This window comes from Chitinimonas sp. (genome assembly GCF_036568685.1).
Taxonomy (GTDB): Bacteria; Pseudomonadota; Gammaproteobacteria; order Burkholderiales; family Chitinimonadaceae; genus Chitinimonas.
This window is the reverse complement of sequence record NZ_DATCSC010000159.1, coordinates 1-21,403: the sequence shown is the minus strand read 5'-3', so window position 1 is coordinate 21,403 and position 21,403 is coordinate 1. Positions and strand designations below refer to the sequence as shown.

Genomic DNA, 21,403 nt, shown 5'->3' with positions numbered 1-21,403 from the left:
CCATGCAGACCATCCTGATCGCCAATCCCAAGGGCGGTGCCGGCAAATCCACGCTGGCCACCAATCTGGCAGCCTACTTTGCCTGGCAACAGCGCAAGGTCAGGCTGGGCGATCTGGATAGGCAGCAATCGGCCGCCTACTGGTTGAGCCTGCGCTCTGGCAGTTTTCCGCATATCGGCCACTGGGACTGCAGCGAGGAGGAGTTGGGCAAGCCGCCCAAGGGCACCGAGGTGGCGGTGCTCGATACCCCGGCCGGCCTGCGCGGCAAAAAGCTCGAGGCCACGCTCAAGCTCAGCGACCGCATCCTGGTGCCGGTGCAGCCCTCCAGCTTTGATATGTGGGCCAGCCAGGATTTCTTTGCCCGGCTGGCCGAGGAAAAGCAGGTCCGCAAAGGCAAGGTGGAGATCGCCGTGGTGGGCATGCGGGTCAAGGCCCACACCCGCTCCAGCCAGGAGCTGGCGGACTTCCTGGCCCAGTTTGGCCTGCCGGTGCTCACTACCCTGCGCGATACGCAGTACTACCTGCAGACCCTGCCGCGCGGCCTGGGCATCTTCGACCTGCCGGCTGCCCGCATGGCGCGCGATCTGGAACAATGGCAGCCGATACTCGATTGGCTGCAAGACTGAACGTATGAACAAAACGCGCGTTCCGGTGAATTTGATCACCGGCTTTTTGGGGGTGGGCAAGACCACCGCCATCCGCAAATTGCTGGCCGACAAACCCGCCGACCAATACTGGGCCGTGCTGGTCAACGAGTTCGGCGAGGTTGGCATAGACGGCGCCGCCATCGCCGCGGCGGGTGATGCCCTCAATGTGGTGGAGGTGCCCGGTGGCTGCATCTGCTGCACCACCAGCCCCATGCTGCGGGTGAGCCTGACCAAGCTCTTGCGCCAGCGCCGGCCAGACCGCTTGTTGATCGAACCCAGCGGCCTGGGCCACCCGGCCGGCATTATCGACGTGCTGCGCGACCCCTTCCTCGCCGCTGCGCTGGAAGTCCGCGCCACGGTTACCCTTGTAGACCCGCGCCAGCTCGACGACACCCGCTACACCAGCCACGAGATCTGGCGCGACCAGATTGCCCTGGCCGATGTGCTGGTGGCCAACAAGTGCGACCGCGCCGATGCGTTTCACGTGGATCGTTTTCTGGCCATGGCCGCTGCCATGTTCCCGCCCAAGCTGGCGGTACGTACCACCAGCCAGGGCGAGCTGGACCCGGCCCTGTTGGATCTGGCGCGCGAAGAAGAAGCGGCAACGCCAGCACCCGGCCGCCCCGATCTCAGCCCCCGCCCACGCACGGCTGCGGCACCCGATGTGGTAGAAACCGCCCCGCCGGCCGATGGCCAGCCCGAGGTAAAGCAACGTAGCGAAGGGGAGCAAGCCAGCTGCGGTTGGCGCTGGGCGCCGCAGCTGCGGTTCTCGGCCGAGAAGCTGGCGCAACTATTTCAACAGCTGGGTGAGCACCCTGCCCTGGGCCTGCCGCCGGTATCGCGCGGCAAGGGTGTGTTCCATACCGATCACGGCTGGCTGCTGTTCAACTGGGTGGGGGGCGAGACCAGCGCGGTGGAGATCGCCTGGCGGCGCGATAGCCGCGCCGAGATCATCGTGGCAGCCAGCGGGCCCGACTGGGCCCGCTTCCAGACTGCGCTCTACGATTGCCGTTTAAACGATCACTAGCTCACGTTCGCTAGCTGCGGGTGCCATGGCGGCACGCTGCCACTGCACCAGGTCTTCGATGGTCGCCACCGGCAGCTGGTTTTGCTGCGCATAGGCGATCACCTCATCCCCCACCATCATGCTGCCGTCGGCATTGGTCAGCTCGCACAAGAGGCCTGCCGGCTGGTAGCCAGCCAGCCGGGCCAGGTCCACCGAGCCCTCGGTATGGCCACGCCGCGCCAGCACCCCGCCGGCCTGCGCGCGTAGCGGGAAGACATGGCCGGGGCTGACGATGGCACTGGCCTGCCCGCTCAGGGCGGCCCGTACCGTGGTGACGCGGTCGGTGGCCGACACACCGGTGCTCACCCCCTCGCGTGCCTCGATCGAGACGGTGAAGGCGGTGCTGTAGCGGCTCTGGTTCAGGCTCACCATGGCCGGCAAGCCCAAGGCGTCGATCGCTTCGCCGGGCAGGCAAAGGCAGACGATGCCGCTGCAATCGCGGATCAGCTGGGCCATCTGTGGCACGGTCACCGCCTCAGCGGCAAAGATCAGGTCGGCTTCGTTCTCGCGGTCTGCATCATCAAGCAGAACCACGCCGCGACCATCGCGCATGGCGGCAATCGCAGCGCGGACGCGGCTCTCGGCCGTGCTGTGGGCAAAGTACTGTTGGAACAATTTCATGTAACGCTCCTTGTCGGATAGATGGCAAAGAAGCGTTCAGGGCGTGGCGGGACACACGAAAAAGGAAGCACCAAACTGGACGTGCAGTTCACCACCCGACTGATCCCCGCAAGGAGGAGGCCGAAGTAGTAAGCCACCTAAAGGTGGCAACGACTTCGCTCGCCGGGTGCTAATCGACATCTTCAGCTCAACCAGCCCTCGCTGATTGATCCCACTCCCCCCGCCCTCGAAACCGCGACTGCGTGGTTGTTGCCCCGAAGGGGCTTACCACCACGGCGTCCTCCTTGCGGGGAGGGAGCCTCGCTGTCGCTCGAGCAGAGAAAATCGGCGTGCTCCTTTGGCATAGAGTACCCACCAAAAAAGATGCGCACACCGCCCCCAGGGGGTGATGTGGTTCACACCTCGTCTTCTTTCATCCGGACTCTGACCGTCGGCCCTGGCATTTCACCAGATCTGCTGACCCCAGCCTTGCGGCTAGGCGCTCGCGGGCTCGGTGCGCTGAACTGCACCCTACCGCCGGTGGGGAATTTCACCCCGCCCTGAAGACGCACCACCCAAGGTTGGATGGCGGGCGGATAGTAACTGCCCGCTTTCCCTACTCGCAACACGGATTTGCCCGAGCAAGCCGCGGCGCGGCAGCCAATGTAGGGTGGGTTTGGAGCAAGGCGACAACCCGCCAACCCGGCCCCGAGGGCTTGAACAAACACCACCGATGCCACCCAAAAAAAGAGCTGCCCGGTTGTGGGCAGCTCGCAAACGTCCTGGGACGGTCTCTCGAAAGAGCGGTCAGTGCGCGACCGCTTTGATCATGTCTTCCACCACCTTCTTGGCATCGCCAAACACCATCATGGTCTTGTCCATATAGAAGAGGTCGTTGTCGAGGCCGGCGTAGCCCGCGCTCATGGAGCGCTTGACCACGATCACGGTGCGCGACTTGTGGGCCTCGAGGATGGGCATGCCGTAGATGGGGCTGGCCTTGTCCTTCTGCGCTGCCGGGTTGACCACGTCGTTGGCGCCGATCACTAGCACCACGTCGGTGTTGCCGAAGTCGGAGTTGATCTCCTCCATCTCCAGCACCTGCTCGTAGGGCACCTCGGCCTCGGCCAGCAGCACGTTCATATGGCCGGGCATGCGGCCCGCCACCGGGTGGATGGCATAGCGCACGTTCACGCCCTTCTCGGTCAGGGCGTTGGCGTACTCCTGCAGCGCATGCTGGGCACGCGATACCGCCAAGCCGTAGCCGGGCACGATCACCACTGAATCGGCATTGCCCATCATGAAGGCCGCATCGTCCGCGCTGCCCGACTTGTAGGCGCGTTGCACCGCTTCGCCACCACTGGTGGCCGCCTCCTCGCCACCCATGCCACCGCCAAAGATCACATTCAGGAGCGAACGGTTCATGGCCTTGCACATGATGTAGCTGAGGATGGCGCCGGAGGAGCCCACCAGAGAACCCGCGATGATCAGCACCGAGTTGTTGAGGGTGAAGCCGATACCGGCCGCCGCCCAGCCCGAGTAGCTGTTGAGCATGGACACCACCACCGGCATGTCGCCACCGCCGATCGGGGCGATCAGGAAGTAGCCGAGCACCAGGGAGAGCGCCGTCATGACCCAGAAGGCGGTCAGGCTCTCGCTGACGAAGTAGTGCACGCCGGCTGCCAGCATGCCCAGCGCCACCAGCACCTGCACTGGCTTGACCCAGCCCCCCTTGAGCGGCTTGGCCGCCAGCTTGGCGCTGAGCTTGCCCCAGGCCACCACCGACGCGGTAAAGGTGATGCCGCCGATAAAGCAGCCGATAAAGAGCTCCACCCTTTGCACCGCGTTGTGATGCTGGTTGGCATTGTGTACCGCCGCCAGGGCGATCAGCACCGCCGCCAGGCCTACCAGCGAGTGCATCATGGCCACCGTCTCGGGCATCTGGGTCATGGGCACCGTCTTGGCACGGTAGGTCCCCATGGCCGCACCGCCCACCATGGCCACCACGATCAGGGCGAAGTTGGGGCTGGGGGCGATCACCAGGGTGACCAGCACCGCGAGCGCCATGCCCACCATGCCGTAGCGGTTGCCGGCAATGGCGCCGGTAGGGCTGGAGAGACCCTTGAGGGTGAGGATGAACAGCACGGCCGCTGCGAGATAGATCCAGTCGGCGTATTGGGCGATCAGGTTCATCGTGCGCGCCTCACTTCTTCTTTTTCTTGAACATTTCCAGCATCCGCGAGGTCACCGCGAAGCCGCCGAAGATGTTCACGCTGGCGAGAAAGACCGCGATGGCCCCCAGCACCGAGGTGAGGGTGACCTCGTGCCCGCCTATCTCCACGGTCTGCAATACGGCGCCGACCACGATGATGGACGACAGCGCATTGGTCACCGCCATCAAGGGCGTATGCAAGGCCGGGGTCACGCTCCAGACCACGTGGTAGCCGATGAAGATGGCCAGCACAAAGATGGTGAAGGTCGCCACGAAGGGCGTTTGCACCAGGTGCTCCACAGGCACCTGGGCGGCCGCCGTGCTGACGGCCTGGGTGGCGGCTTGCGCCACGGTTTCGGCACTGCTCATGTCTTGCTCCTATTCTTTCTCGCCGCCGCATACGCGGCCGGCGCGATTACTTGGCCTGGCCGAATAGCACCTGCCCGCCATGGGTGACCAGGCTTGCGGCGATAATGTCGTCCTCGCGGTTCAGTACGTAGCCCTTGTCCTTGTCCAGCAGCAGGGCGGCGAAATTGAGCAGGTTGCGGGCATAGAGTGCCGAGGCATCGGCCGCCACCAGGCCGGCCAGGTTGCCGTAGCCCACCAGCTTCACCCCGCCCTCGGTGGTCACCACCTGGTCCAGCTGCGAGAGCGGGCAGTTGCCGCCGTTCTCCACCGCCAGGTCCACCAGCACGCTGCCGGGCTTCATGCCGGCCACCGTCTCGGGCTTGATCAATACCGGCGCGGGCCGGCCGGGGATCAGCGCGGTGGTGATCACGATGTCCGCATTGCGGGCATGCTTGTCCACCAAGGCTGCCTGGCGCTGCTTGTAGTCGTCCGACATCTCGCGCGCATAGCCACCGGCCGTCTCGGCCTGCTTCTTTTCCTCGTCGCTCAGCGGCACTTCCACAAACTTGCCGCCGAGGGATTCAACCTGTTCCTTGGCTGCTGGCCGCACGTCGAAGGCCTCCACCACCGCCCCCAGCCGCTTGGCGGTGGCGATGGCCTGCAGCCCGGCCACGCCGGCACCCAGGATCAGCACCCGGGCCGGTTTTACCGTGCCGGCGGCGGTCATCATCATGGGGAAGAAACGCGGGTAGAACTCGGTGGCCAAGAGCACCGCCTTGTAGCCGGCGATATTGGCCTGCGAGGACAGTACGTCCATGGCCTGGGCGCGCGTGGTGCGCGGCACCAGCTCCATGGCAAAGACGTCCAGCTGCTTGGCGGCATAGTCCGCCAACAGGCTGTTGCGGTAGGGGTCGACCAGGGCGATCACCGCCGCGCCCTGCCGCAGCGGGGCGATCTCTTCGGCCGAGGGAGCGCGCACCTTGAGCACCAGCTCGGCGTCCGCCACCGTGCCGGCGTAGTCCGGCGCAATGCTGGCGCCGGCCTCGGCAAAGGCCGCGTCGGGGATGGCCGAATGGGTACCGGCACCGCTTTGCACGGTTACCGCGTGGCCCAGGCCCACGTATTTCTTCACCGTCTCTGGGCTGGCTGCCACGCGCGTTTCGCGGCCGCCCTCCCTGGGGATGGCTATCTTCATGCACTCACCTCGCCTTTTGTTTTCATTTCCAAATCGAAGGCCCGCCAGGCCTTGGATTTGGCAACGAAGCCCGCGCCGGGGACGACAACGTCAGGGGGTGCAGCTCAGAGAGGCACCCAGATCAATGTAGTTGGCGAATCGGCTTGCTGCAGCCCGATTGCTACGGGCCGGGCACCGCAATGGCGGCGCCAGAGAACACCGCGGATGGCGGCGTAAGGGAGGAGAGGCGGTTGGCCTGCCCAGGGCTGCTACCACTTTGTGTAGTGGTAGTAGACAGGTTTCAAACAAGCGTTTGAACGGTAGCCCTATTCAAGCATGGATGGCCGGGCTTGGGAAGATGCTGCATAGCAGCAGAGTCGCCGATACAACAGCGACCGGCACTACTAGACGAATGGGGATGATCAGGCATCGAAGCCGCATCGCCGCGTAGCGGCACCTAATGTAGGGCGGGTTCTGAGCGCAGCGACAACCCGCCAACCCGGCCCGCAAGGGCCTGCCACGATAACTCTTGGGGGGAAGCTTGCCCCCTACTTCCCTATACAGAAGCGGCTGAAGATCTCACCCAAGAGATCGTCGGCGCTGAATTCGCCGGTGATGCTGGACAGCGCGTTCTGCGCCAGCCGCAGCTCCTCGGCAAACAGCTCCACCTGCTGCCAGACCTCGGCCGCGGTATCGAGGTGACCACTGGCGCGGCGGATGGCATCGAGGTGACGCTCGCGGGCCAGGAAGACGCCGGCGTCGCTGCCACCCCAGCCCACCATGTCCAAGAGGGTGCGCTTGAGATCATCCAGCCCCAGGCCAGCCTTGGCCGAGAGGCGCAGTACCGGGTGGCCGTCTTCCTCGCCATGGCCCACTGCCTCGCCGGTCAGGTCCACCTTGTTGAAGACATGCACCCGCGGCAGCTTTTCCGGCAGCCGTGCCAGGATGTCGCGGTCGTGGGTAGTGATGCCCTCGCGGCTGTCGATCAAGAGCAGCGCCAGGTCGGCCTTCTCCACCGCCGCCCAGGTACGGGCAATGCCGATCTGCTCCACCGTGTCCTCGGTCTCGCGCAGGCCGGCGGTGTCGATGATATGCATGGGCACGCCGTCGAGCTGGATCAGCTCACGCACCGTGTCGCGGGTGGTACCGGCGATATCGGTGACGATGGCCACATCCTCACCGGCCAGCGCGTTCATAAGGCTGGACTTGCCCACATTGGGCTGGCCGATCAGCACCACGTGCATGCCCTCGCGCAACAGGCTGCCCTGCCGCGCGGTACGCAGCACGGTGGCCAGCTGGCCGTGGATGCCGCGCAGCTTGCCGCGCGCATCGGCCGCCTCGAGGAAGTCGATGTCTTCCTCGGGGAAGTCGAGCGTCGCCTCCACCAGCATGCGCAGGTTGATCAACTGCTCGACCAGGGCGTGGATCTCCTTGGAGAAGGCACCGGCCAGCGAGCGCAAGGCGCCGCGCGCGGCCGCCTCGGAACCGGCGTCGATCAGGTCGGCCACGCTCTCAGCCTGGGCCAAGTCCAGTTTGTCGTTGAGGAAGGCCCGGCGGGTGAATTCGCCCGGCTCGGCCAGCCGCGCACCCAGCTCCAGGCAGCGGCGCAGCAGCATCTGCATCACCACCGGGCCACCATGGCCTTGCAGCTCCAGCACGTCTTCGCCGGTAAAGGAATTAGGCCCGGGGAAGAACAGCGCCAGACCCTGGTCGATCAGCTCGCCACCCGCGTCGCGAAAGTCCGCATAGTGGGCATGGCGCGGCTTGAGTGCCTTGCCGGCCAAGGTGGCCGCCATGGCGATCAGGTCCGGCCCGGAGACACGCACCACCCCTACCCCACCCCGGCCCGGGGCGGTGGCGATGGCAGCAATACGGTCACGACGGGGCGCTTGGCTCATGGCGATTTTTCCTAAGGTCCAGAAACAACTTTGCCGCCCGTAGGCGGCAAAGTCGAGAGGGGGATTCAACAGGCGGTGGCCTTACAGCGCACCGCTTTCCAAGCCTTAAGCGGCCTTCTTCTCATCTTCCCTAGCAATCATACGGTTGATAAACCACTGCTGCGCGATCGAGAAGCTGTTGTTCACCACGTAGTAGAGCACCAGGCCGGCCGGGAAGAAGAAGAACATCACCGAGAACACCAGCGGCATGATCTTCATCATCTTGTCCTGCATCGGGTCGGCCGAGGGCGGGCTGAACAGGGTCTGCACCCACATGGTCACGGCCATCAGCACCGGCAGCACAAAGTAGGGGTCGGCCACCGAAAGGTCGGTGATCCACATCATCCACGGTGCCTGGCGCAGTTCCACCGCGGCCAGCAGCATCCAGTAGAGGCCGATGAAGATCGGCATCTGGATCAGTACCGGCAGGCAGCCCGACAGCGGGTTGGCCTTCTCGGTCTTGTACATCTCCATCACGGCCTGCTGGAACTTCATGCGGTCGTCGCCGTACTGCTCCTTCAGGCGCTGCATGCGCGGGGCCAGCTTCTTCATCTTGGCCATGGAGCGGAACTGCGCCACAGAGAGTGGGTACAGCGCCAGCTTGATCAGGATGGTGAAGGCGACGATGGACCAGCCCCAGTTGCCCACCAGCAGGTGGATCTTGGACAGCACCCAGAACATGGGCTCGGCGATCACCTTGAAGATGCCGTAGTCCTTGACCAGGTCCAGACCAGGCGCGGCGGCCTGCAGGGCATGGGTCTCTTGCGGGCCGGCGTACAGCGGCACATCTACCACGCCGGTGGCACCCGGGGCGATGGCCGGCACGGTCACGATGGCACCGGCCGAATAGACGCTGCCGTCACCCACGGCCTTCACTTCAAAGCGGCAGGCGGTCTTGGCGCAGACATCTTCGGTACCGTTGGGCGACAGCAGCCAGGCGGTAGCGAAGTAGTGCTGCAGCATGGCCACCCAGCCATCGTTGCCGGTCTTGGCGTATTCCGCCTTGCCCTTATCGATGTCCTTGAAGGCGACCTTCTGGAACTTGCCGGTGCTGGTGTAGACAGCCGGGCCGGTAAAGGTGGAGGCGCCCAGGTGGCCACCGCTACCCTTCGGGTCCTTGTTGTCGCGCAGCAGGCGGTAGTAGGCCTCCAGGCTCAGCGGCTCGGCGGTACCGTTGGTGATCTCGTACTTCACGTCCACCAGGTAGCTGCTGCGCTTGAAGGTATAGACCTTGGCCACCTTCACGCCGTTGACCGGCGCGGCTTCCAGGCGCACGGCCACGCTGTCCTGGCCGTCGGCCAGCTTCACGTCGTTCACGGTGCTGGTGAACAGGGTGCGGTGGGTAGGCAGGTTGGGCATGCTGCTCTTGAGCAGGCCGGTCTGCGCCACATAGGTGTGCTCGGCGCCTGGGCCATCCTGCAGCAGCACGAACGGGGCCTTGGGCTGGTCATGCTCGCCGTGCAGCTTGAGGGTCAGCTTGCGCAGATCGCCACCCATGGTGTCGATCTCGGCATACATATAGTCGGTGCTGACCTTGATGCGGCTGCCGTTTTGCAGCGCGCTGCTGTCGGCTGCCGGCGTGGCCGGGTTGCCTGCGGCAGCGGCGGAGCCCGCCTGGGCCGTCTTGGCTACCGGGGCCGGTTGCGGTGCAAACCAGCGCTGCCAGCCAAACAGGATGGCGAAGGACAGCACGACAAAAACGATAAGGCGTTTGATATCCATACGCTTGGAGTCTCGTCAGAGGAAGTCAGGGCACCGGATCGTGCCCGTGGCCGCCCCAGGGATGGCAGCGGCAAAGCCGCCGGATTGTAAGCCATCCGCCGCGGCACGTGCCATGCCGGCGCAAGGCCTCGATGGCGTACTGCGAGCAACTGGGAGTAAAGCGGCAATTGGCGCCCAGAATGGGGCTGAGGGTATAGCGATAGACCTGTAGCAGCAGGATCAGGAGTCGCGACATGGCATGACCCTGCCAAACAGGCGCAACAAGGCGGCCCTGGCTTCGGCCGCCTCGCTACGGTGGAAGGCGCGTTTGGCTCGCACGATCAGGTCCATGCCTTCGTAGCCGGCCGCCTCGTGGCGGAACAGCTCGCGGACAGTACGCTTGATAAAGTTGCGACCCACGGCACGGCGCTCAACCTTTTTTGATACCACCACGCCCAGCCGCGCACGGCCCAGCGTGTTGGGTTTCGTCCAGACCTGGAAAAAAGCATTGGCCTGGGTACGGCGCAAACTAAAAACGGATGAAAATTCATCCGTTTTCAATAGGCGTTGCTGCCTGGTGAAGCGCTGCGTCAAACGCTACGCTCAGACCGACAGGCTGTGACGGCCCTTGGCGCGGCGAGCGGCCAGAACGGCGCGACCACCACGGGTACGGCTACGCACCAGGAAGCCGTGAGTGCGCTTGCGACGGATGACGGAGGGTTGGTAAGTACGTTTCATGGCAATGCCCCTGCAGACTTGTTCGGTCGGTGTGAAGAAACACGCGATTAGACGGAAAAAACCTATATCTGTCAACGGTCTTTTTTTCCACAGCCTGTGGATAAGCCCCCCGAAAGTGACTAGAATAAGCGGCCGATTAACCCTGCTGTTGTACCTGTTCTGGTACCCGGTAGCAGATCGCCGGCTGCGTCCCCACAAGGGAATTCGCATCGGTATGCCGTTTGCATAACAGTTCGGCCGCGTCCAAGATTCACAATAATATGACCTCACCCGTCGACCAATTTTGGCCGAACTGCCTTGCGCGGTTCGCCGAGGAATTGTCCGCGCAACAATTCAACACCTGGATCAAGCCGCTGGCTTGCACGGTAGAGAATGAGGCGGTGCTGCTGTTCGCCCCGAATCAGTTCTCCCTCCAGTTCGTGCGCGACCGTTTCCTCAACCGGATCGAAAAATACGCCCAGGAATTCTTTGGTGATGCCAGCTGCAGCATCGAGCTGAAGGTTGGCGACACCAAGCCGCGTGCGGCTGCGCCTGTTGCCAGCAATGGCAAGGTTGCCGCCGGCAGCGCCGCGGCCCCGCAGGCTCCGGCCGTGGTGGGCACCAAGCCCGCCGCCCCGCGCCAGCTGGCCATGGCCAATGAGACCACCCGTCTCAACCCCAATTTCACCTTCGAGACCCTGGTGACCGGTAAGGCCAACCAGCTCGCCCGTGCCGCCGCCATCCAGATCGGCGAGAACCCCGGCTCGGCCTACAACCCGCTGTTCGTCTACGGCGGCGTGGGCCTGGGCAAGACGCACTTGATCCAGGCTATCGGCAACCTGGTGCACCAGCACCGGCCGGACGCCAAGATCCGCTACATCCACGCCGAGCGTTACGTCGCCGACGTGGTACGCGCCTACCAGCACAAGGCCTTCGACGAGTTCAAGCGTTACTACCACTCGCTCGACCTGTTGCTGATCGACGATATCCAGTTCTTCTCGGGCAAGAACCGCACCCAGGAAGAATTCTTCTACGCCTTCAACGCCCTGATCGAGGGTCACCGCCAGGTCATCATCACCTCGGACCGCTACCCCAAGGAGATCGAGGGGATCGAAGACCGGCTGATCTCGCGCTTTGGCTGGGGCCTCACCGTGGCCATCGAGCCGCCGGAGCTGGAGATGCGCGTGGCCATTCTGCACAAGAAGGCGGAATCGGAAGGCTTCAAGCTCGATTCCAGCGTCTCCTTCTTCATCGCCAAGCACATCCGCTCCAACGTGCGTGAGCTGGAAGGCGCGCTCAAGCGCGTGCTGGCCTATTCGCGCTTCACCGGCGAGCAGATCACCCTGGAAGTGGCCAAGGAAGCGCTCAAGGACATCCTGGCGTCCGGCAACAAGCTGATCTCGGTGGAGAACATCCAGAAGACGGTGGCCGACTTCTACAAGATCAAGGTCGCCGACATGCACTCCAAGAAGCGCACCCGTGACATCGCCCGCCCGCGCCAGATCGCCATGGCGCTGGCCAAGGACCTGACCCAGATGAGCCTGCCGGCCATTGGTGAAGCCTTTGGCGGCCGCGACCACACCACGGTGCTGCATGCCTGCAAGACCATCGCCGCGCTCAAGCAGAGCGACAGCACCATGAATCATGATTACAACGTTCTGGCCCAGATTCTGCGTAATTGAGACAGCGCGCATAACTAGGCAGAAAATGTGGATAAGCTCACACCCTGGAAACCGCCCGAAAAGCGGACACAAACGATACACAGGGCCAGTACAAGGCTATCCACAGCGAGAATTTGACGTAAGACACTGAAGCAAAACCGGAAATCGGCTTATCCACAGCAACCGGCAGCGCTTATTTATCTATCTTCAGGAACTTCTATCTTATGTTGCTGATACAAGCAGAACGCGATTCCCTCCTCAAGCCCCTGGCCACGGTCACCGGTATTGTCGAACGTCGTCACACCCTGCCTATCCTGTCGAACGTACTGATCTCCAAGCAGAACGGTCAGCTCAGCTTTCTGGCGACCGACCTGGAGATCCAGATCACCACCGAACACCCCAGCGCTGAAGGCGGCGACTTCCAGCTCACCGTATCGGCCAAGAAGTTCCAGGACATCCTGCGCGCCATCCCCGATGGTGCTGTTGTCAGCCTGGACCAGGACGACAGCCGCCTGACGGTGAAGGCCGGCAAGAGCCGCTTCAACCTGCAGACCCTGCCTGCACCAGACTTCCCCAAGCTCGCGATCGACACCAATGTGAAGAGCGTGATCAAGCTGCCGCAAAGCCAGCTCAAGGAACTGATCAGCCGCGTGCAGTACGCCATGGCGCACCAGGACATCCGGTACTACCTGAACGGCCTGTTCCTGATGACCGAGGGTAACGAGCTCAAGCTGGTGGCCACCGACGGTCACCGCCTGGCCTTTGTCGCCACCGAGCTTGAAAACACCATGGAGCGCAACGAGGTCATCCTGCCGCGCAAGACCATCGTCGAGCTCTACAAGCTGCTGGCCGATATCGACGACGACGTGACCATCGAGATCGCGCAGAACCAGGTCAAGTTCAGCTTCGGCAACATCGTCATCCATTCAAAGGTCGTCGACGGCAAGTTCCCGGATTACAATCGCGTGGTGCCCACCGGCAACGACAAGCTGGTACCGCTCAACCGCCTGCAGCTCTTGGCCTCGCTGCAACGCGCCGCTATCCTCTCCAACGAGAAGTTCCGCGGCGTACGGCTGGTGCTCAGCGACGGTGTGCTCAAGATCATCTGTAACAACAGCGAGCAGGAAGAAGCCACCGAAGAGCTCGAGATCGCCTACCAGGGCGACCCGCTCGACGTCGGCTTCAACATTGGTTACCTGCTCGATGTATTGACCAATCTGGACCACGAAGCCCTGGTGTTCGCCTTTGGTGACCACGCCACCAGCTCCACGCTGGTGACCGTGCCCGAGGAACCCAACTTCAAGTACGTAGTGATGCCGATGCGCATCTAGTCAGCGGCAAGTGCCAGTGCGTTAGATGCCTGGGTCTGGTAGTGTCTTGCGCCAACGAGCGTAGCGAGGTTTCCCCGCGGAGGCGGGGACGGAAGGGGTGGAATCAAACAGGGTATGCCGCTGTTTGAACTACGCCGACCTCAAACACTCGGGTTCCCCGAGTGGTCCCGCTAAGTCACGACCTTACTCGGGCTTCCAAGCAGTACGCACAGGCATACGTAAGCCGGCCAGTGTTTGGCCGGCTTTGGCGTTTTTATCAGGACAGGGTATGCAGGCTGTTTTGCTTAATTTTTAGGCAAAAACAGCAGGCAAAGCCCGATAGCAGTCAGGTGGATAGTGATGAGCGATCAGGAATACGGCGCAGACAGTATCAAGATGTTGAAGGGCCTGGAGGCCGTACGTAAGCGCCCCGGCATGTACATCGGCGACACGCAGGACGGCACCGGTCTGCACCACATGGTGTTCGAAGTGCTGGACAACGCCATCGACGAAGCGCTGGCCGGCCACTGCACCGACATCAAGGTCATCATCCACCCCGACAACTCGATCTCGGTCGAGGACAACGGCCGTGGCATCCCCACCGCCATCAAGGAAGAGGACGAATTCAAGCGCTCCGCCGCCGAGATCGTCATGACCGAGCTGCACGCCGGTGGCAAGTTCGACCAGAACAGCTACAAGGTATCGGGCGGTCTGCACGGCGTGGGTGTGTCGGTCGTGAACGCCCTCTCCGACTGGCTGCGCCTCACCATCCGCCGCGATGGCAAGGTCCACAGCATGGAATTCCGCCGTGGCGAGCGTGTTGAACCGCTCAAGGTCACCGGCAATACCGATCACCGTGGTACCGAGGTGCACTTCCTGGCCTCCACCGAGACCTTTGGCCTGGTGGAATTCCACTACGAGATCCTGGCCAAGCGTATCCGCGAGCTGAGCTTCCTGAACAACGGCGTCGGCATCGTGCTGATCGACCGCCGCAACGGCAAGGAAGAGAACTTTGCCTACTCCGGCGGCGTAAAGGGCTTCGTGGAGTACATGAACCGCAACAAGACCCCCATCCACCCCAAGATCTTCTACGGCATGGGTGAGAAGGACGGCATGAGCGTGGAGGTGGCCATGCAGTGGAACGATTCCTACCAGGAATCCGTCCAGTGCTTCACCAACAACATCCCGCAGCGCGACGGTGGCAGCCATATGACCGCCCTGCGCCAGGTGATGACCCGTACGCTCAACACCTACATCGAAAAGAGCGAGCTGGCCAAGAAGGCCAAGATCGAGACCGCCGGCGACGATATGCGCGAAGGCCTTACTTGCGTCTTGAGCGTCAAGCTGCCGGACCCGAAGTTCAGCAGCCAGACCAAGGACAAGCTGGTCTCCAGCGAGATCGGCCCGGTGGTGAACGAAGTCATCGGCCAGGCGCTGAACGACTTCCTGCAGGAAAACCCGATCGACGCCAAGACCATCGTCGGCAAGATCGTGGAAGCCGCCCGCGCCCGCGACGCTGCCCGCCGTGCCCGTGAACTGACCCGCCGCAAGGGGGTGATGGACGGCCTGGGACTGCCCGGCAAGCTCGCAGACTGCCAGGAAAAAGACCCCGCCCTCTCTGAAATCTACATCGTCGAGGGTGACTCCGCCGGCGGCTCCGCCAAGCAGGGCCGCGACCGTAAGTTCCAGGCCATCCTGCCGCTACGCGGCAAGGTGCTGAACGTGGAACGCGCCCGCTTCGACAAGCTGATCTCCAGCGAGCAGATCGCCACCCTGATCACCGCCCTGGGCTGCGGCATCGGTGCCGAAGACTTCGACATCGCCAAGCTGCGCTACCACCGCATCATCCTGATGACTGACGCGGACGTCGACGGCGCCCACATCCGCACCCTGCTGCTCACCTTCCTCTACCGCCAGCTGCCCGAGCTGGTGGAGCGTGGCTACGTCTACATCGCCCAGCCGCCGCTCTACAAGGTCAAGCACGGCAAGAACGAGCAGTACCAGAAGGACGACCAGGAACTGAACCAGTACCTGCTCAAGCTCGCCCTCTCCGGCGCGCAGATCATCCCGCGCGAAGGCGCCGACCCGCTGGAAGGCCAGGCGCTGGACACCATCGCCCGCCAATACCTGTTGGCCCAGGCCGTGATCGAGCGCGAAAAGCGTTTGATCGACCCCACCGTGCTGTACGCCCTGCTCAAGTCCGGCCCCATCGACGTCAGCTCTGAGGCTGCCGCGCTAGCCTCCGCCCAGATGCTGATGACCGCCATTGGCGACCCGGCCTATGTGCTGGAGCCGGTACACGACGACAAGAACGACGCCTACATCCTGCGCCTGAAGAAGGTGGTGCACGGCAACGTCTCCATGCAGTACCTGGACCACGACTTCCTGCACAGCGGCGACTACCTGCAGCTGCGCCGCACCGCCGAAGTGCTCGCCGACCTATTGGGCGAGGACGCCGTCGTGCAACGCGGTGAAAACAACAAGAAGGTCACCGAGTTCGGCGACGCGCTGGAATGGCTGCTCAACGAAGTACGCCGCAACATGACCATCCAGCGCTACAAGGGTCTGGGCGAAATGAACCCCGACCAGCTTTGGGAAACCACCATGGACCCCACGGTGCGCCGCCTGATGAAGGTCCAGATCGAAGACGCAATGGCGGCGGATGACATCTTTACCACGCTCATGGGCGACAACGTCGAGCCGCGCAGGGCGTTTATTGAGCAGAATGCGCTGATTGCGCGGAATATTGATGTTTAGTAGATTTGGTTTTTTGAGATGTCAAATTGCTGAATAAAATTTAAAAGCCCTCTATTAGAGGGCTTTTTTCTTAGGCATCAGCAAAATACCTGCTATGTAAGTCAGTACCAAGCTGATTCCAATTACTTGATTTATATGCATTGAAATCAAACTGACTTATGTCAACTAATCTGCTCCTATAGTCTTCAAAACCACGGGCATTGTTTTTTTCTAAAATCAGTCTTAGGCATTTCAGAAAACCGTTAATAGATGTTGGTGTTAGAAACTTACTTTCGTCTCCAATTTTCCAGCAGTTTGGATTAGAAGCTTTTACTGAGTTTAGCAAAGCATTAATTTCGGTTACACAAAACTCAATGTAGTCATCCAAAGCGGCTTTGTTGTTCTCTGACAATATTTCTTCTTTTTTACTTTCCTCGCGCCATGCATTGAATAGAGAGTCGGCGCCTTCTTTTTTTACTAGAGGCTTGAGCCCATAACTAATTATCGATGATATTTTTAGCTTCTTTTCATCGTCAAATATGTGCTCCTCCAGTTTATCTTTTAACGCACCTTTACGAGCTAGCTTAATCAATATTGATTTAGCGATTGCGGTCGTTGAGTATGGATTTACCAGAAGCTCGATTTCTTGAGTTAGAACTGATTTGACTTTTGTTTGACGGCTATTTATCTCTAAAAATAGCTGAGCTTCAAACAGAATTCTATTATCTTCAGTGACATCTTCCGGATAAATAATTGCTGTCACAAGCAAATTTTGCTTGTTTCGCAAACGACTAATGTCCGTTTCGAAGGAGTCGATACCCTCATGGTACGAATATACGCGGTGCTGGCCGTCAATCAAGCCAACAACATTATATTCATCTGGCAGAAGTATCTTTACTGGCTTAATATTTTTTAGATCGTCTTCGCTTAGCTGATCAGACTTATCTACATCTAGGAATTTAGTAGTCGATGGAAGAGTCGCAATAATATTGCCAAGGTAGACCCGCTTATTTTCAGACAAATACTTTCGCATGAGTTTGATTTTTGATATATCAAGAACTCGTTGGTAGGATAGATCTGGATCTAGCCAACTATTTTTTCTTAGGACATAGCTCTTTTTAAGCAATGATTCTGGGTCTGCGTAAAAGGAGACTACTTTATATCCTTTGGGATAGCTACTGTTTGCCTCTGGGAGTAAAAACCCTTTATATGTGCTAACATTTTCGGAATTGCCTCCAGAGACTTTTGCTGACCCGACTTCGGAATAAGGGATATTCAAAAATTTCAGTATTTCGTATTTAGCAGATGCATGAATGCTTTTTACTAAAGCATGAAAATAGTTTGTAAGAGCCCTTTCAACTACTTGAACCCCTACTCTTGCAGCGCTTTCTATATATTGCGTGTCCACCGAATGCATACTAAAGTACAATATTTTTAGAATATAATCGTCCTCCCCATACTGTTTTGATTTGTAGTATGAGTTAAAGTCAGGTAAGTTTTCCAATAGACACTTGATAAAATCATTTTTATTCTTTAGTGCCAAATCAAAAATTAATTGCTTTTTTGCAAGATGCTCAGATGGATTGTTTGAGCATGTATCTTCTAAAATAATTAGAATATTCTCGTAGACGAAGACACCATCCAGCTCCGTTGTTCTGGTTCCACCTGCTTTTGCTTTGAAAGTAAACTCTTTATTTTCTGATTTAATATAGTTAAAACCAGATTTGCTAAATATTTCTTTAGCAGAGTTTCGAAATTTATTTTCTTCTCTTTTTCTCTTTGCCGCAGCCTTTCTTTGAGCGCGTTCTTCCACCGACATTTTTTTCCGCGACTTTTTCGGAGCGATTTTTTTTGCGTTCACTTTGCAGTCCTGTAAAGTTCTTCGTTTATATTTACTGCAATCGAGCTAAAAATAAAACCATCCTTAAAATATTCTCTATTTTGAATGGAGTTTTTATGCTGATGTGTATTTGTTGCCGTGTAAATATACAGATCGGAGCTTGGAAGATTGTGAATAAATTCCTTAGCATTTTTTGAAAATTCAAAATCTGTAGAGATGCCAAATTTTGACAATGGAGGCGTCGCAATTATTTTATTTATTGCATTAGATAGTTCATCTTCAGATATCGATTTATCTGCCAAGAGAACATACCTTGCAGCTGCAATTTCGTACCTTCCACTCAACGGCCGATCTATTGGCTCTACCCAGATTTTGGATATATTAATATTAATGGAATTTAATTTCTTCGCTAAAACCCGTGCGAATTTCAGTATTCTTAAATTAATAATGGTCTTGCTAAAAGCATCTGCATCCATAGAAACTTTGGAAGCTAGATATGCTTTCTGCTTTGAAGCTATATTTGCTTTGAGATAGTTTTCGAACATATCTACATATTCTGCATTTAATTCAAAGCCGGCATATTTTCTTAGCATGAATGCAGCTTGTGCAGGGACGGTCCCTGAACCTGAAAATGGATCAAACACCAAGTCGTTTTCGTCTGTGGTAAGCGAAATAATTCGCTTAACAAGATCTTCCGGCAGAGGGCAGAAATGGCGTATATAGCCATCACCCCAAGCTCCTTGAGTGGGAATGCTGAATTCCCATATTTCCTCTAAGCTTTTCCCTTGTGGGTTATATCGTTCAGGATAGCGAACCCACCATTCTTTAAGGTCTTTTATTTCCTTAACACGGTCAGAGTAATATTTGAAATTTTCACTCTTAGAAAAAAATAGTACGTACTCAAAAATTTTCCTAGTGGTACCTTTTTTGCTCCAAGGAACAGTTTTGTCTTTTTTCCAAATAATGACGTCTTGAAGTTTCCAACCTACGGAGCTTATTTCTCTGGAAAAATCGAACGGTAATGTTACAACCGCACCGTCTCGCTTAAATGAGTCAATAACAACCCATAATGAGCCGCTATCTTTGGTGGCATCGTAAACATCTTTAAAGATATTCTTTAAATCAGTTAGGTATTGGTTGTATGTTTGGCCAAATCCAATTTGGTCCAAATGGCCATAATCCTTCATGTCAAAATAAGGCGGCGATGTAATAGTGACATCTATCGAAGATTTTTTAACATGCTTTTTTAAATTTCTAGCATCGTTTAAAAAAACTTTTGACATTTTCAATGGCTCGATTTGTTCATTATTTAACCTTCTATTCTACCAAAATCCTTCACCACCCTCCACTCCAGCCCGAACCGCCCCAAATACTTCCGCAACCTATCCGCATCATTCGCCTTGGCCTTCTCCTGCCGCGATACCCCAAACAGCCGCCGCCCAGCGTCCAATAGCGAACTGGACTGCCGGCAGACCTTGATCACGTTTTCCAGCTGCAGGCGGTCGAACAGGTCCAGTTGCTCCAGCTGTTCGCCCAGCAGCGGTTGCAGGGCGCTTTCTGCCTCGCTGGCCCAGGCGGTCTTGAGGCGGGCGGTTTCTTCTTCTACGTCGGCGAGGGCTATGCGGCCGGCTTCGGCCAGGGTGGCCATGCGGGTGACGGAGGCGCTGAGCTCGCGGAAGTTGCCGGTCCATTTGGCGCTGGGGCTGGTCACAAACTTCAGGTAGGCGTGCTTGGCTTCGGCGTTGAAGCGCACCTGTTCGCCCTGCTCGCGGGCGAAGCGTTCCAGTTCAAACTCCAGGTTGGGCTCGATATCTTCGGCGCGGTCGACCAAGCCTGGCAGGTCGTAGGTCCAGAGGTTTATCCGGGCGTATAAGTCCTCGCGGAATTTGCCCTCGGCCAGCCACTGGCGCAGGTAGGGCAAGAAATCTCATTGATCTCTATGAGATTTTTCTAACAGCAGTGATATAGTAAGTCATGGCTGATAAGAAGATTATCGACGATTCCCACACCATTTCAGATAAGCGTGGCAACGGTCAGTTGCGGCGCGAAGTGTGGGTCGATAGTCACGGGCGGGTAACGCGCTACAACCTTGCCTACATCAACCAGCATATCTTCCAGGGTGATAACGGCCGCGTGGTGGGTTACGACAATGCGCACGACGGCCATCACCGGCACTATTTTGGTGTGGTCGAGCCGGTTGAATTCATTAGCTTCGAAGATGTCGAAGCACGATTCGAGCGTGACTGGCTAGCGCTAAGGGAACGAGCATGAGCAAACTCATCGTAAAAACCGGGACGGAGGACGAGTTCTTCCAGCGCGGCAAACGTATTGCCAAGCTGGCAGACCAGGGTACGGCCTTGCCTGAGGAGAGCGTGGTGAGCTTCGAGGACCCGAGCGATGTGCTGAAGCTGCTTACCACCGCACGCCTCGCGCTATTTCGCACCATCAAGGATCAGCCCGGTTCGATCACCGCTATTTCCGAGCGCTTGCATCGTGATCGAAGTGCGGTGAAGCGGGACGTGGACGCGCTGGCCAAGGTAGGCCTGTTGAAGATAGAGCCGCGGGTGCTGCCTGGGCACGGCCGTATGAAGGAAGTGCGCGTTGCGGCGCAGCGCTTCAAGCTGGAGGCCCTGGTCGCTTGACCACGTAAGGCCTCCCTAGGCCGTTCCACGTGGAACGCCTCACCCTCACCTTAAACTCACCGTCCCACCCTTCCAACTCGGCGCCTGCCACTTGTAGAACACGCTCAAGGATTCCGGCTTGTCGGCCTTGTTCTGCACCGCCAGGGTGTCGAGCTGTATCACCTCAAAGGTCCGCTTGTAGCGGCCTTCCACCTTGGCCTCGCGGGCGGCCAGCAGCTGTTTGTCGCCTGGCACCCAGCCGGCAAATTCCAGGTAACCCAGCTCCGGGCTGTTGGTGGCGGGCGGGATTACGTCCACCGTCCAGCCGTCCGCCTGCTTGCGGAATAACCACAGCTCGCGCCAGGTATCCAGCGGCTGCACCGCCAGCGCCAGCTGGGTGCCCTGCGCATTGCTGCTGGCCGATGCAGTCCACACTTGGCCGTAGGTACAGCGCCGCGCTAGCGGGTTGTTGGCGGGGTGCTGGGCGTCGGTCAAGAGGATGCAGGTCTCGCCAGGTTCGCCAGCCACGGTGGCGATGCCGAGCTTGCCGGCGGGTGCAACGGCCGGCAGCGCGGCCCAGCGGCTGGCGCCTACCCGCACGGCGGCATCGGTATAGACCGCCTGGTCTTCGTCCGGCAGCGCCTCGCGGTTGACCGCCGCCAGGGCGGCGATGGCGCCCTCGCCTTGCGGCTGGGCTGGCTCACCCCGGCGGGCGCTCTGGAAGGCGAGGCTGGCCAATACGCCGGCGCGGCGCATCTGAATGCGGTTCTGCAGATAGTCCGGCAGCTTGCCGGTATCCACCTTGTTCAAGACCTCTGCCCGCCAGTTATCGAGCT

The 21,403-nt window shown here is 59.2% G+C and carries 20 protein-coding genes and 1 riboswitch; of the genes, 7 read left to right on the top strand and 13 right to left on the bottom strand.

Going from position 1 to position 21,403, the window contains the following annotated elements; translation table 11 throughout:
• The first annotated feature begins 2 nt into the window (after window positions 1-2).
• Window positions 3-626, top strand: coding sequence for a ParA family protein (locus tag VIM95_RS23260; RefSeq protein ID WP_331990528.1), 624 nt, complete (start codon window positions 3-5; stop codon window positions 624-626).
• Window positions 627-630: 4 nt separating this feature from the next.
• Entirely contained in the window at window positions 631-1,674 is a 1,044-nt protein-coding gene (locus VIM95_RS23255; RefSeq protein ID WP_331990526.1) for a CobW family GTP-binding protein, read from the top strand.
• On the opposite strand, the gene ribB is transcribed toward VIM95_RS23255, so the two are convergent.
• The 9 genes from ribB to rpmH all read right to left on the bottom strand — a co-directional run bounded on the left by ribB (window position 1,660) and on the right by rpmH (window position 10,420).
• Window positions 1,660-2,334, bottom strand: a complete 675-nt coding sequence (gene ribB / locus VIM95_RS23250; RefSeq protein WP_331990524.1) for a 3,4-dihydroxy-2-butanone-4-phosphate synthase — start codon at window positions 2,332-2,334, stop codon at window positions 1,660-1,662. The genes VIM95_RS23255 and ribB overlap by 15 nt on opposite strands.
• Before the next feature lie 400 nt (window positions 2,335-2,734).
• A riboswitch (FMN riboswitch) is annotated at window positions 2,735-2,885 on the bottom strand.
• A 235-nt stretch (window positions 2,886-3,120) separates the two neighbouring features.
• Window positions 3,121-4,503 carry an NAD(P)(+) transhydrogenase (Re/Si-specific) subunit beta gene (locus tag VIM95_RS23245; protein WP_331990522.1) on the bottom strand — a complete coding sequence of 461 codons (1,383 nt, stop codon included), beginning with the start codon at window positions 4,501-4,503 and terminating at the stop codon, window positions 3,121-3,123.
• Window positions 4,504-4,513: 10 nt separating this feature from the next.
• Window positions 4,514-4,822: a proton-translocating transhydrogenase family protein gene (locus tag VIM95_RS23240; RefSeq protein ID WP_349258191.1), complete on the bottom strand. Its 309-nt coding sequence runs from the start codon at window positions 4,820-4,822 to the stop codon at window positions 4,514-4,516.
• Window positions 4,823-4,937: 115 nt separating this feature from the next.
• Window positions 4,938-6,065 carry a Re/Si-specific NAD(P)(+) transhydrogenase subunit alpha gene (locus tag VIM95_RS23235; protein ID WP_331990520.1) on the bottom strand — a complete coding sequence of 376 codons (1,128 nt, stop codon included), beginning with the start codon at window positions 6,063-6,065 and terminating at the stop codon, window positions 4,938-4,940.
• 527 nt (window positions 6,066-6,592) lie between these two features.
• The gene (mnmE, locus tag VIM95_RS23230) at window positions 6,593-7,942 is read right to left on the bottom strand and encodes a tRNA uridine-5-carboxymethylaminomethyl(34) synthesis GTPase MnmE (protein WP_331990518.1); all 1,350 of its coding nucleotides are present in this window, start codon (window positions 7,940-7,942) and stop codon (window positions 6,593-6,595) included.
• 105 nt (window positions 7,943-8,047) lie between these two features.
• The gene (gene yidC, locus VIM95_RS23225) at window positions 8,048-9,703 is read right to left on the bottom strand and encodes a membrane protein insertase YidC (RefSeq protein ID WP_331990516.1); all 1,656 of its coding nucleotides are present in this window, start codon (window positions 9,701-9,703) and stop codon (window positions 8,048-8,050) included.
• Window positions 9,704-9,728: 25 nt separating this feature from the next.
• The gene (yidD, locus tag VIM95_RS23220; RefSeq protein ID WP_331990515.1) at window positions 9,729-9,938 is read right to left on the bottom strand and encodes a membrane protein insertion efficiency factor YidD; all 210 of its coding nucleotides are present in this window, start codon (window positions 9,936-9,938) and stop codon (window positions 9,729-9,731) included.
• Window positions 9,923-10,276, bottom strand: a complete 354-nt coding sequence (rnpA, locus tag VIM95_RS23215; RefSeq protein WP_331990513.1) for a ribonuclease P protein component — start codon at window positions 10,274-10,276, stop codon at window positions 9,923-9,925. Before rnpA ends, yidD begins: the two co-directional genes overlap by 16 nt.
• Before the next feature lie 9 nt (window positions 10,277-10,285).
• Window positions 10,286-10,420: a 50S ribosomal protein L34 gene (rpmH, locus tag VIM95_RS23210; RefSeq protein ID WP_072426848.1), complete on the bottom strand. Its 135-nt coding sequence runs from the start codon at window positions 10,418-10,420 to the stop codon at window positions 10,286-10,288.
• A gap of 260 nt (window positions 10,421-10,680) precedes the next feature.
• On the opposite strand from rpmH, the gene dnaA reads away from it, so the two are divergent.
• The 3 genes from dnaA to gyrB all read left to right on the top strand — a co-directional run bounded on the left by dnaA (window position 10,681) and on the right by gyrB (window position 16,127).
• Entirely contained in the window at window positions 10,681-12,081 is a 1,401-nt protein-coding gene (dnaA, locus tag VIM95_RS23205) for a chromosomal replication initiator protein DnaA (RefSeq protein ID WP_331990507.1), read from the top strand.
• A gap of 203 nt (window positions 12,082-12,284) precedes the next feature.
• Window positions 12,285-13,391 carry a DNA polymerase III subunit beta gene (gene dnaN / locus VIM95_RS23200; RefSeq protein ID WP_331990505.1) on the top strand — a complete coding sequence of 369 codons (1,107 nt, stop codon included), beginning with the start codon at window positions 12,285-12,287 and terminating at the stop codon, window positions 13,389-13,391.
• 339 nt (window positions 13,392-13,730) lie between these two features.
• Window positions 13,731-16,127 (top strand): DNA topoisomerase (ATP-hydrolyzing) subunit B, encoded by a 2,397-nt coding sequence (gene gyrB, locus VIM95_RS23195; protein ID WP_331990503.1) that lies wholly within the window; start codon window positions 13,731-13,733, stop codon window positions 16,125-16,127.
• A gap of 70 nt (window positions 16,128-16,197) precedes the next feature.
• Here gyrB and VIM95_RS23190 read toward each other — a convergent pair whose 3' ends face one another.
• From VIM95_RS23190 to VIM95_RS23180, 3 genes are read right to left on the bottom strand one after another with little or no spacing between them, the layout of a single operon-like run.
• Window positions 16,198-17,967, bottom strand: a complete 1,770-nt coding sequence (locus VIM95_RS23190; RefSeq protein ID WP_331990501.1) for a DGQHR domain-containing protein — start codon at window positions 17,965-17,967, stop codon at window positions 16,198-16,200.
• The gene (locus tag VIM95_RS23185) at window positions 17,964-19,229 is read right to left on the bottom strand and encodes a site-specific DNA-methyltransferase (RefSeq protein WP_331990499.1); all 1,266 of its coding nucleotides are present in this window, start codon (window positions 19,227-19,229) and stop codon (window positions 17,964-17,966) included. Before VIM95_RS23185 ends, VIM95_RS23190 begins: the two co-directional genes overlap by 4 nt.
• A gap of 26 nt (window positions 19,230-19,255) precedes the next feature.
• Complete coding sequence (locus VIM95_RS23180) at window positions 19,256-19,867, bottom strand: hypothetical protein (protein WP_331990497.1); 612 nt, start codon at window positions 19,865-19,867, stop codon at window positions 19,256-19,258.
• A 53-nt stretch (window positions 19,868-19,920) separates the two neighbouring features.
• Between VIM95_RS23180 and VIM95_RS23175 the strand changes: the two genes are divergently transcribed.
• Window positions 19,921-20,217, top strand: coding sequence for a toxin-antitoxin system TumE family protein (locus tag VIM95_RS23175; protein WP_331990495.1), 297 nt, complete (start codon window positions 19,921-19,923; stop codon window positions 20,215-20,217).
• On the top strand, window positions 20,214-20,588 hold the full coding sequence (locus VIM95_RS23170) for a hypothetical protein (RefSeq protein WP_331990493.1): 375 nt from the start codon (window positions 20,214-20,216) through the stop codon (window positions 20,586-20,588). Before VIM95_RS23175 ends, VIM95_RS23170 begins: the two co-directional genes overlap by 4 nt.
• Window positions 20,589-20,633: 45 nt before the next feature.
• Here the strand turns inward: VIM95_RS23170 and VIM95_RS23165 are convergent.
• Window positions 20,634-21,403 (bottom strand): hypothetical protein (locus VIM95_RS23165; RefSeq protein WP_331990491.1); only part of this gene is annotated, 770 nt, incomplete at its 5' end.

Bases quoted from the DNA above. Each gene is read 5' to 3' on its own strand.
- yidC (WP_331990516.1), bottom strand. From the start codon at position 9,703: ATGGATATCAAACGCCTTATCGTTTTTGTCGTGCTGTCCTTCGCCATC.
- dnaA (WP_331990507.1), top strand. From the start codon at position 10,681: ATGACCTCACCCGTCGACCAATTTTGGCCGAACTGCCTTGCGCGGTTC.
- VIM95_RS23185 (WP_331990499.1), bottom strand. From the start codon at position 19,229: ATGTCAAAAGTTTTTTTAAACGATGCTAGAAATTTAAAAAAGCATGTT.
- gyrB (WP_331990503.1), top strand. From the start codon at position 13,731: ATGAGCGATCAGGAATACGGCGCAGACAGTATCAAGATGTTGAAGGGC.
- mnmE (WP_331990518.1), bottom strand. From the start codon at position 7,942: ATGAGCCAAGCGCCCCGTCGTGACCGTATTGCTGCCATCGCCACCGCC.
- VIM95_RS23245 (WP_331990522.1), bottom strand. From the start codon at position 4,503: ATGAACCTGATCGCCCAATACGCCGACTGGATCTATCTCGCAGCGGCC.
- VIM95_RS23175 (WP_331990495.1), top strand. From the start codon at position 19,921: ATGGCTGATAAGAAGATTATCGACGATTCCCACACCATTTCAGATAAG.
- yidD (WP_331990515.1), bottom strand. From the start codon at position 9,938: ATGTCGCGACTCCTGATCCTGCTGCTACAGGTCTATCGCTATACCCTC.
- ribB (WP_331990524.1), bottom strand. From the start codon at position 2,334: ATGAAATTGTTCCAACAGTACTTTGCCCACAGCACGGCCGAGAGCCGC.
- rpmH (WP_072426848.1), bottom strand. From the start codon at position 10,420: ATGAAACGTACTTACCAACCCTCCGTCATCCGTCGCAAGCGCACTCAC.
- VIM95_RS23260 (WP_331990528.1), top strand. From the start codon at position 3: ATGCAGACCATCCTGATCGCCAATCCCAAGGGCGGTGCCGGCAAATCC.
- VIM95_RS23170 (WP_331990493.1), top strand. From the start codon at position 20,214: ATGAGCAAACTCATCGTAAAAACCGGGACGGAGGACGAGTTCTTCCAG.
- VIM95_RS23235 (WP_331990520.1), bottom strand. From the start codon at position 6,065: ATGAAGATAGCCATCCCCAGGGAGGGCGGCCGCGAAACGCGCGTGGCA.
- dnaN (WP_331990505.1), top strand. From the start codon at position 12,285: ATGTTGCTGATACAAGCAGAACGCGATTCCCTCCTCAAGCCCCTGGCC.
- VIM95_RS23255 (WP_331990526.1), top strand. From the start codon at position 631: ATGAACAAAACGCGCGTTCCGGTGAATTTGATCACCGGCTTTTTGGGG.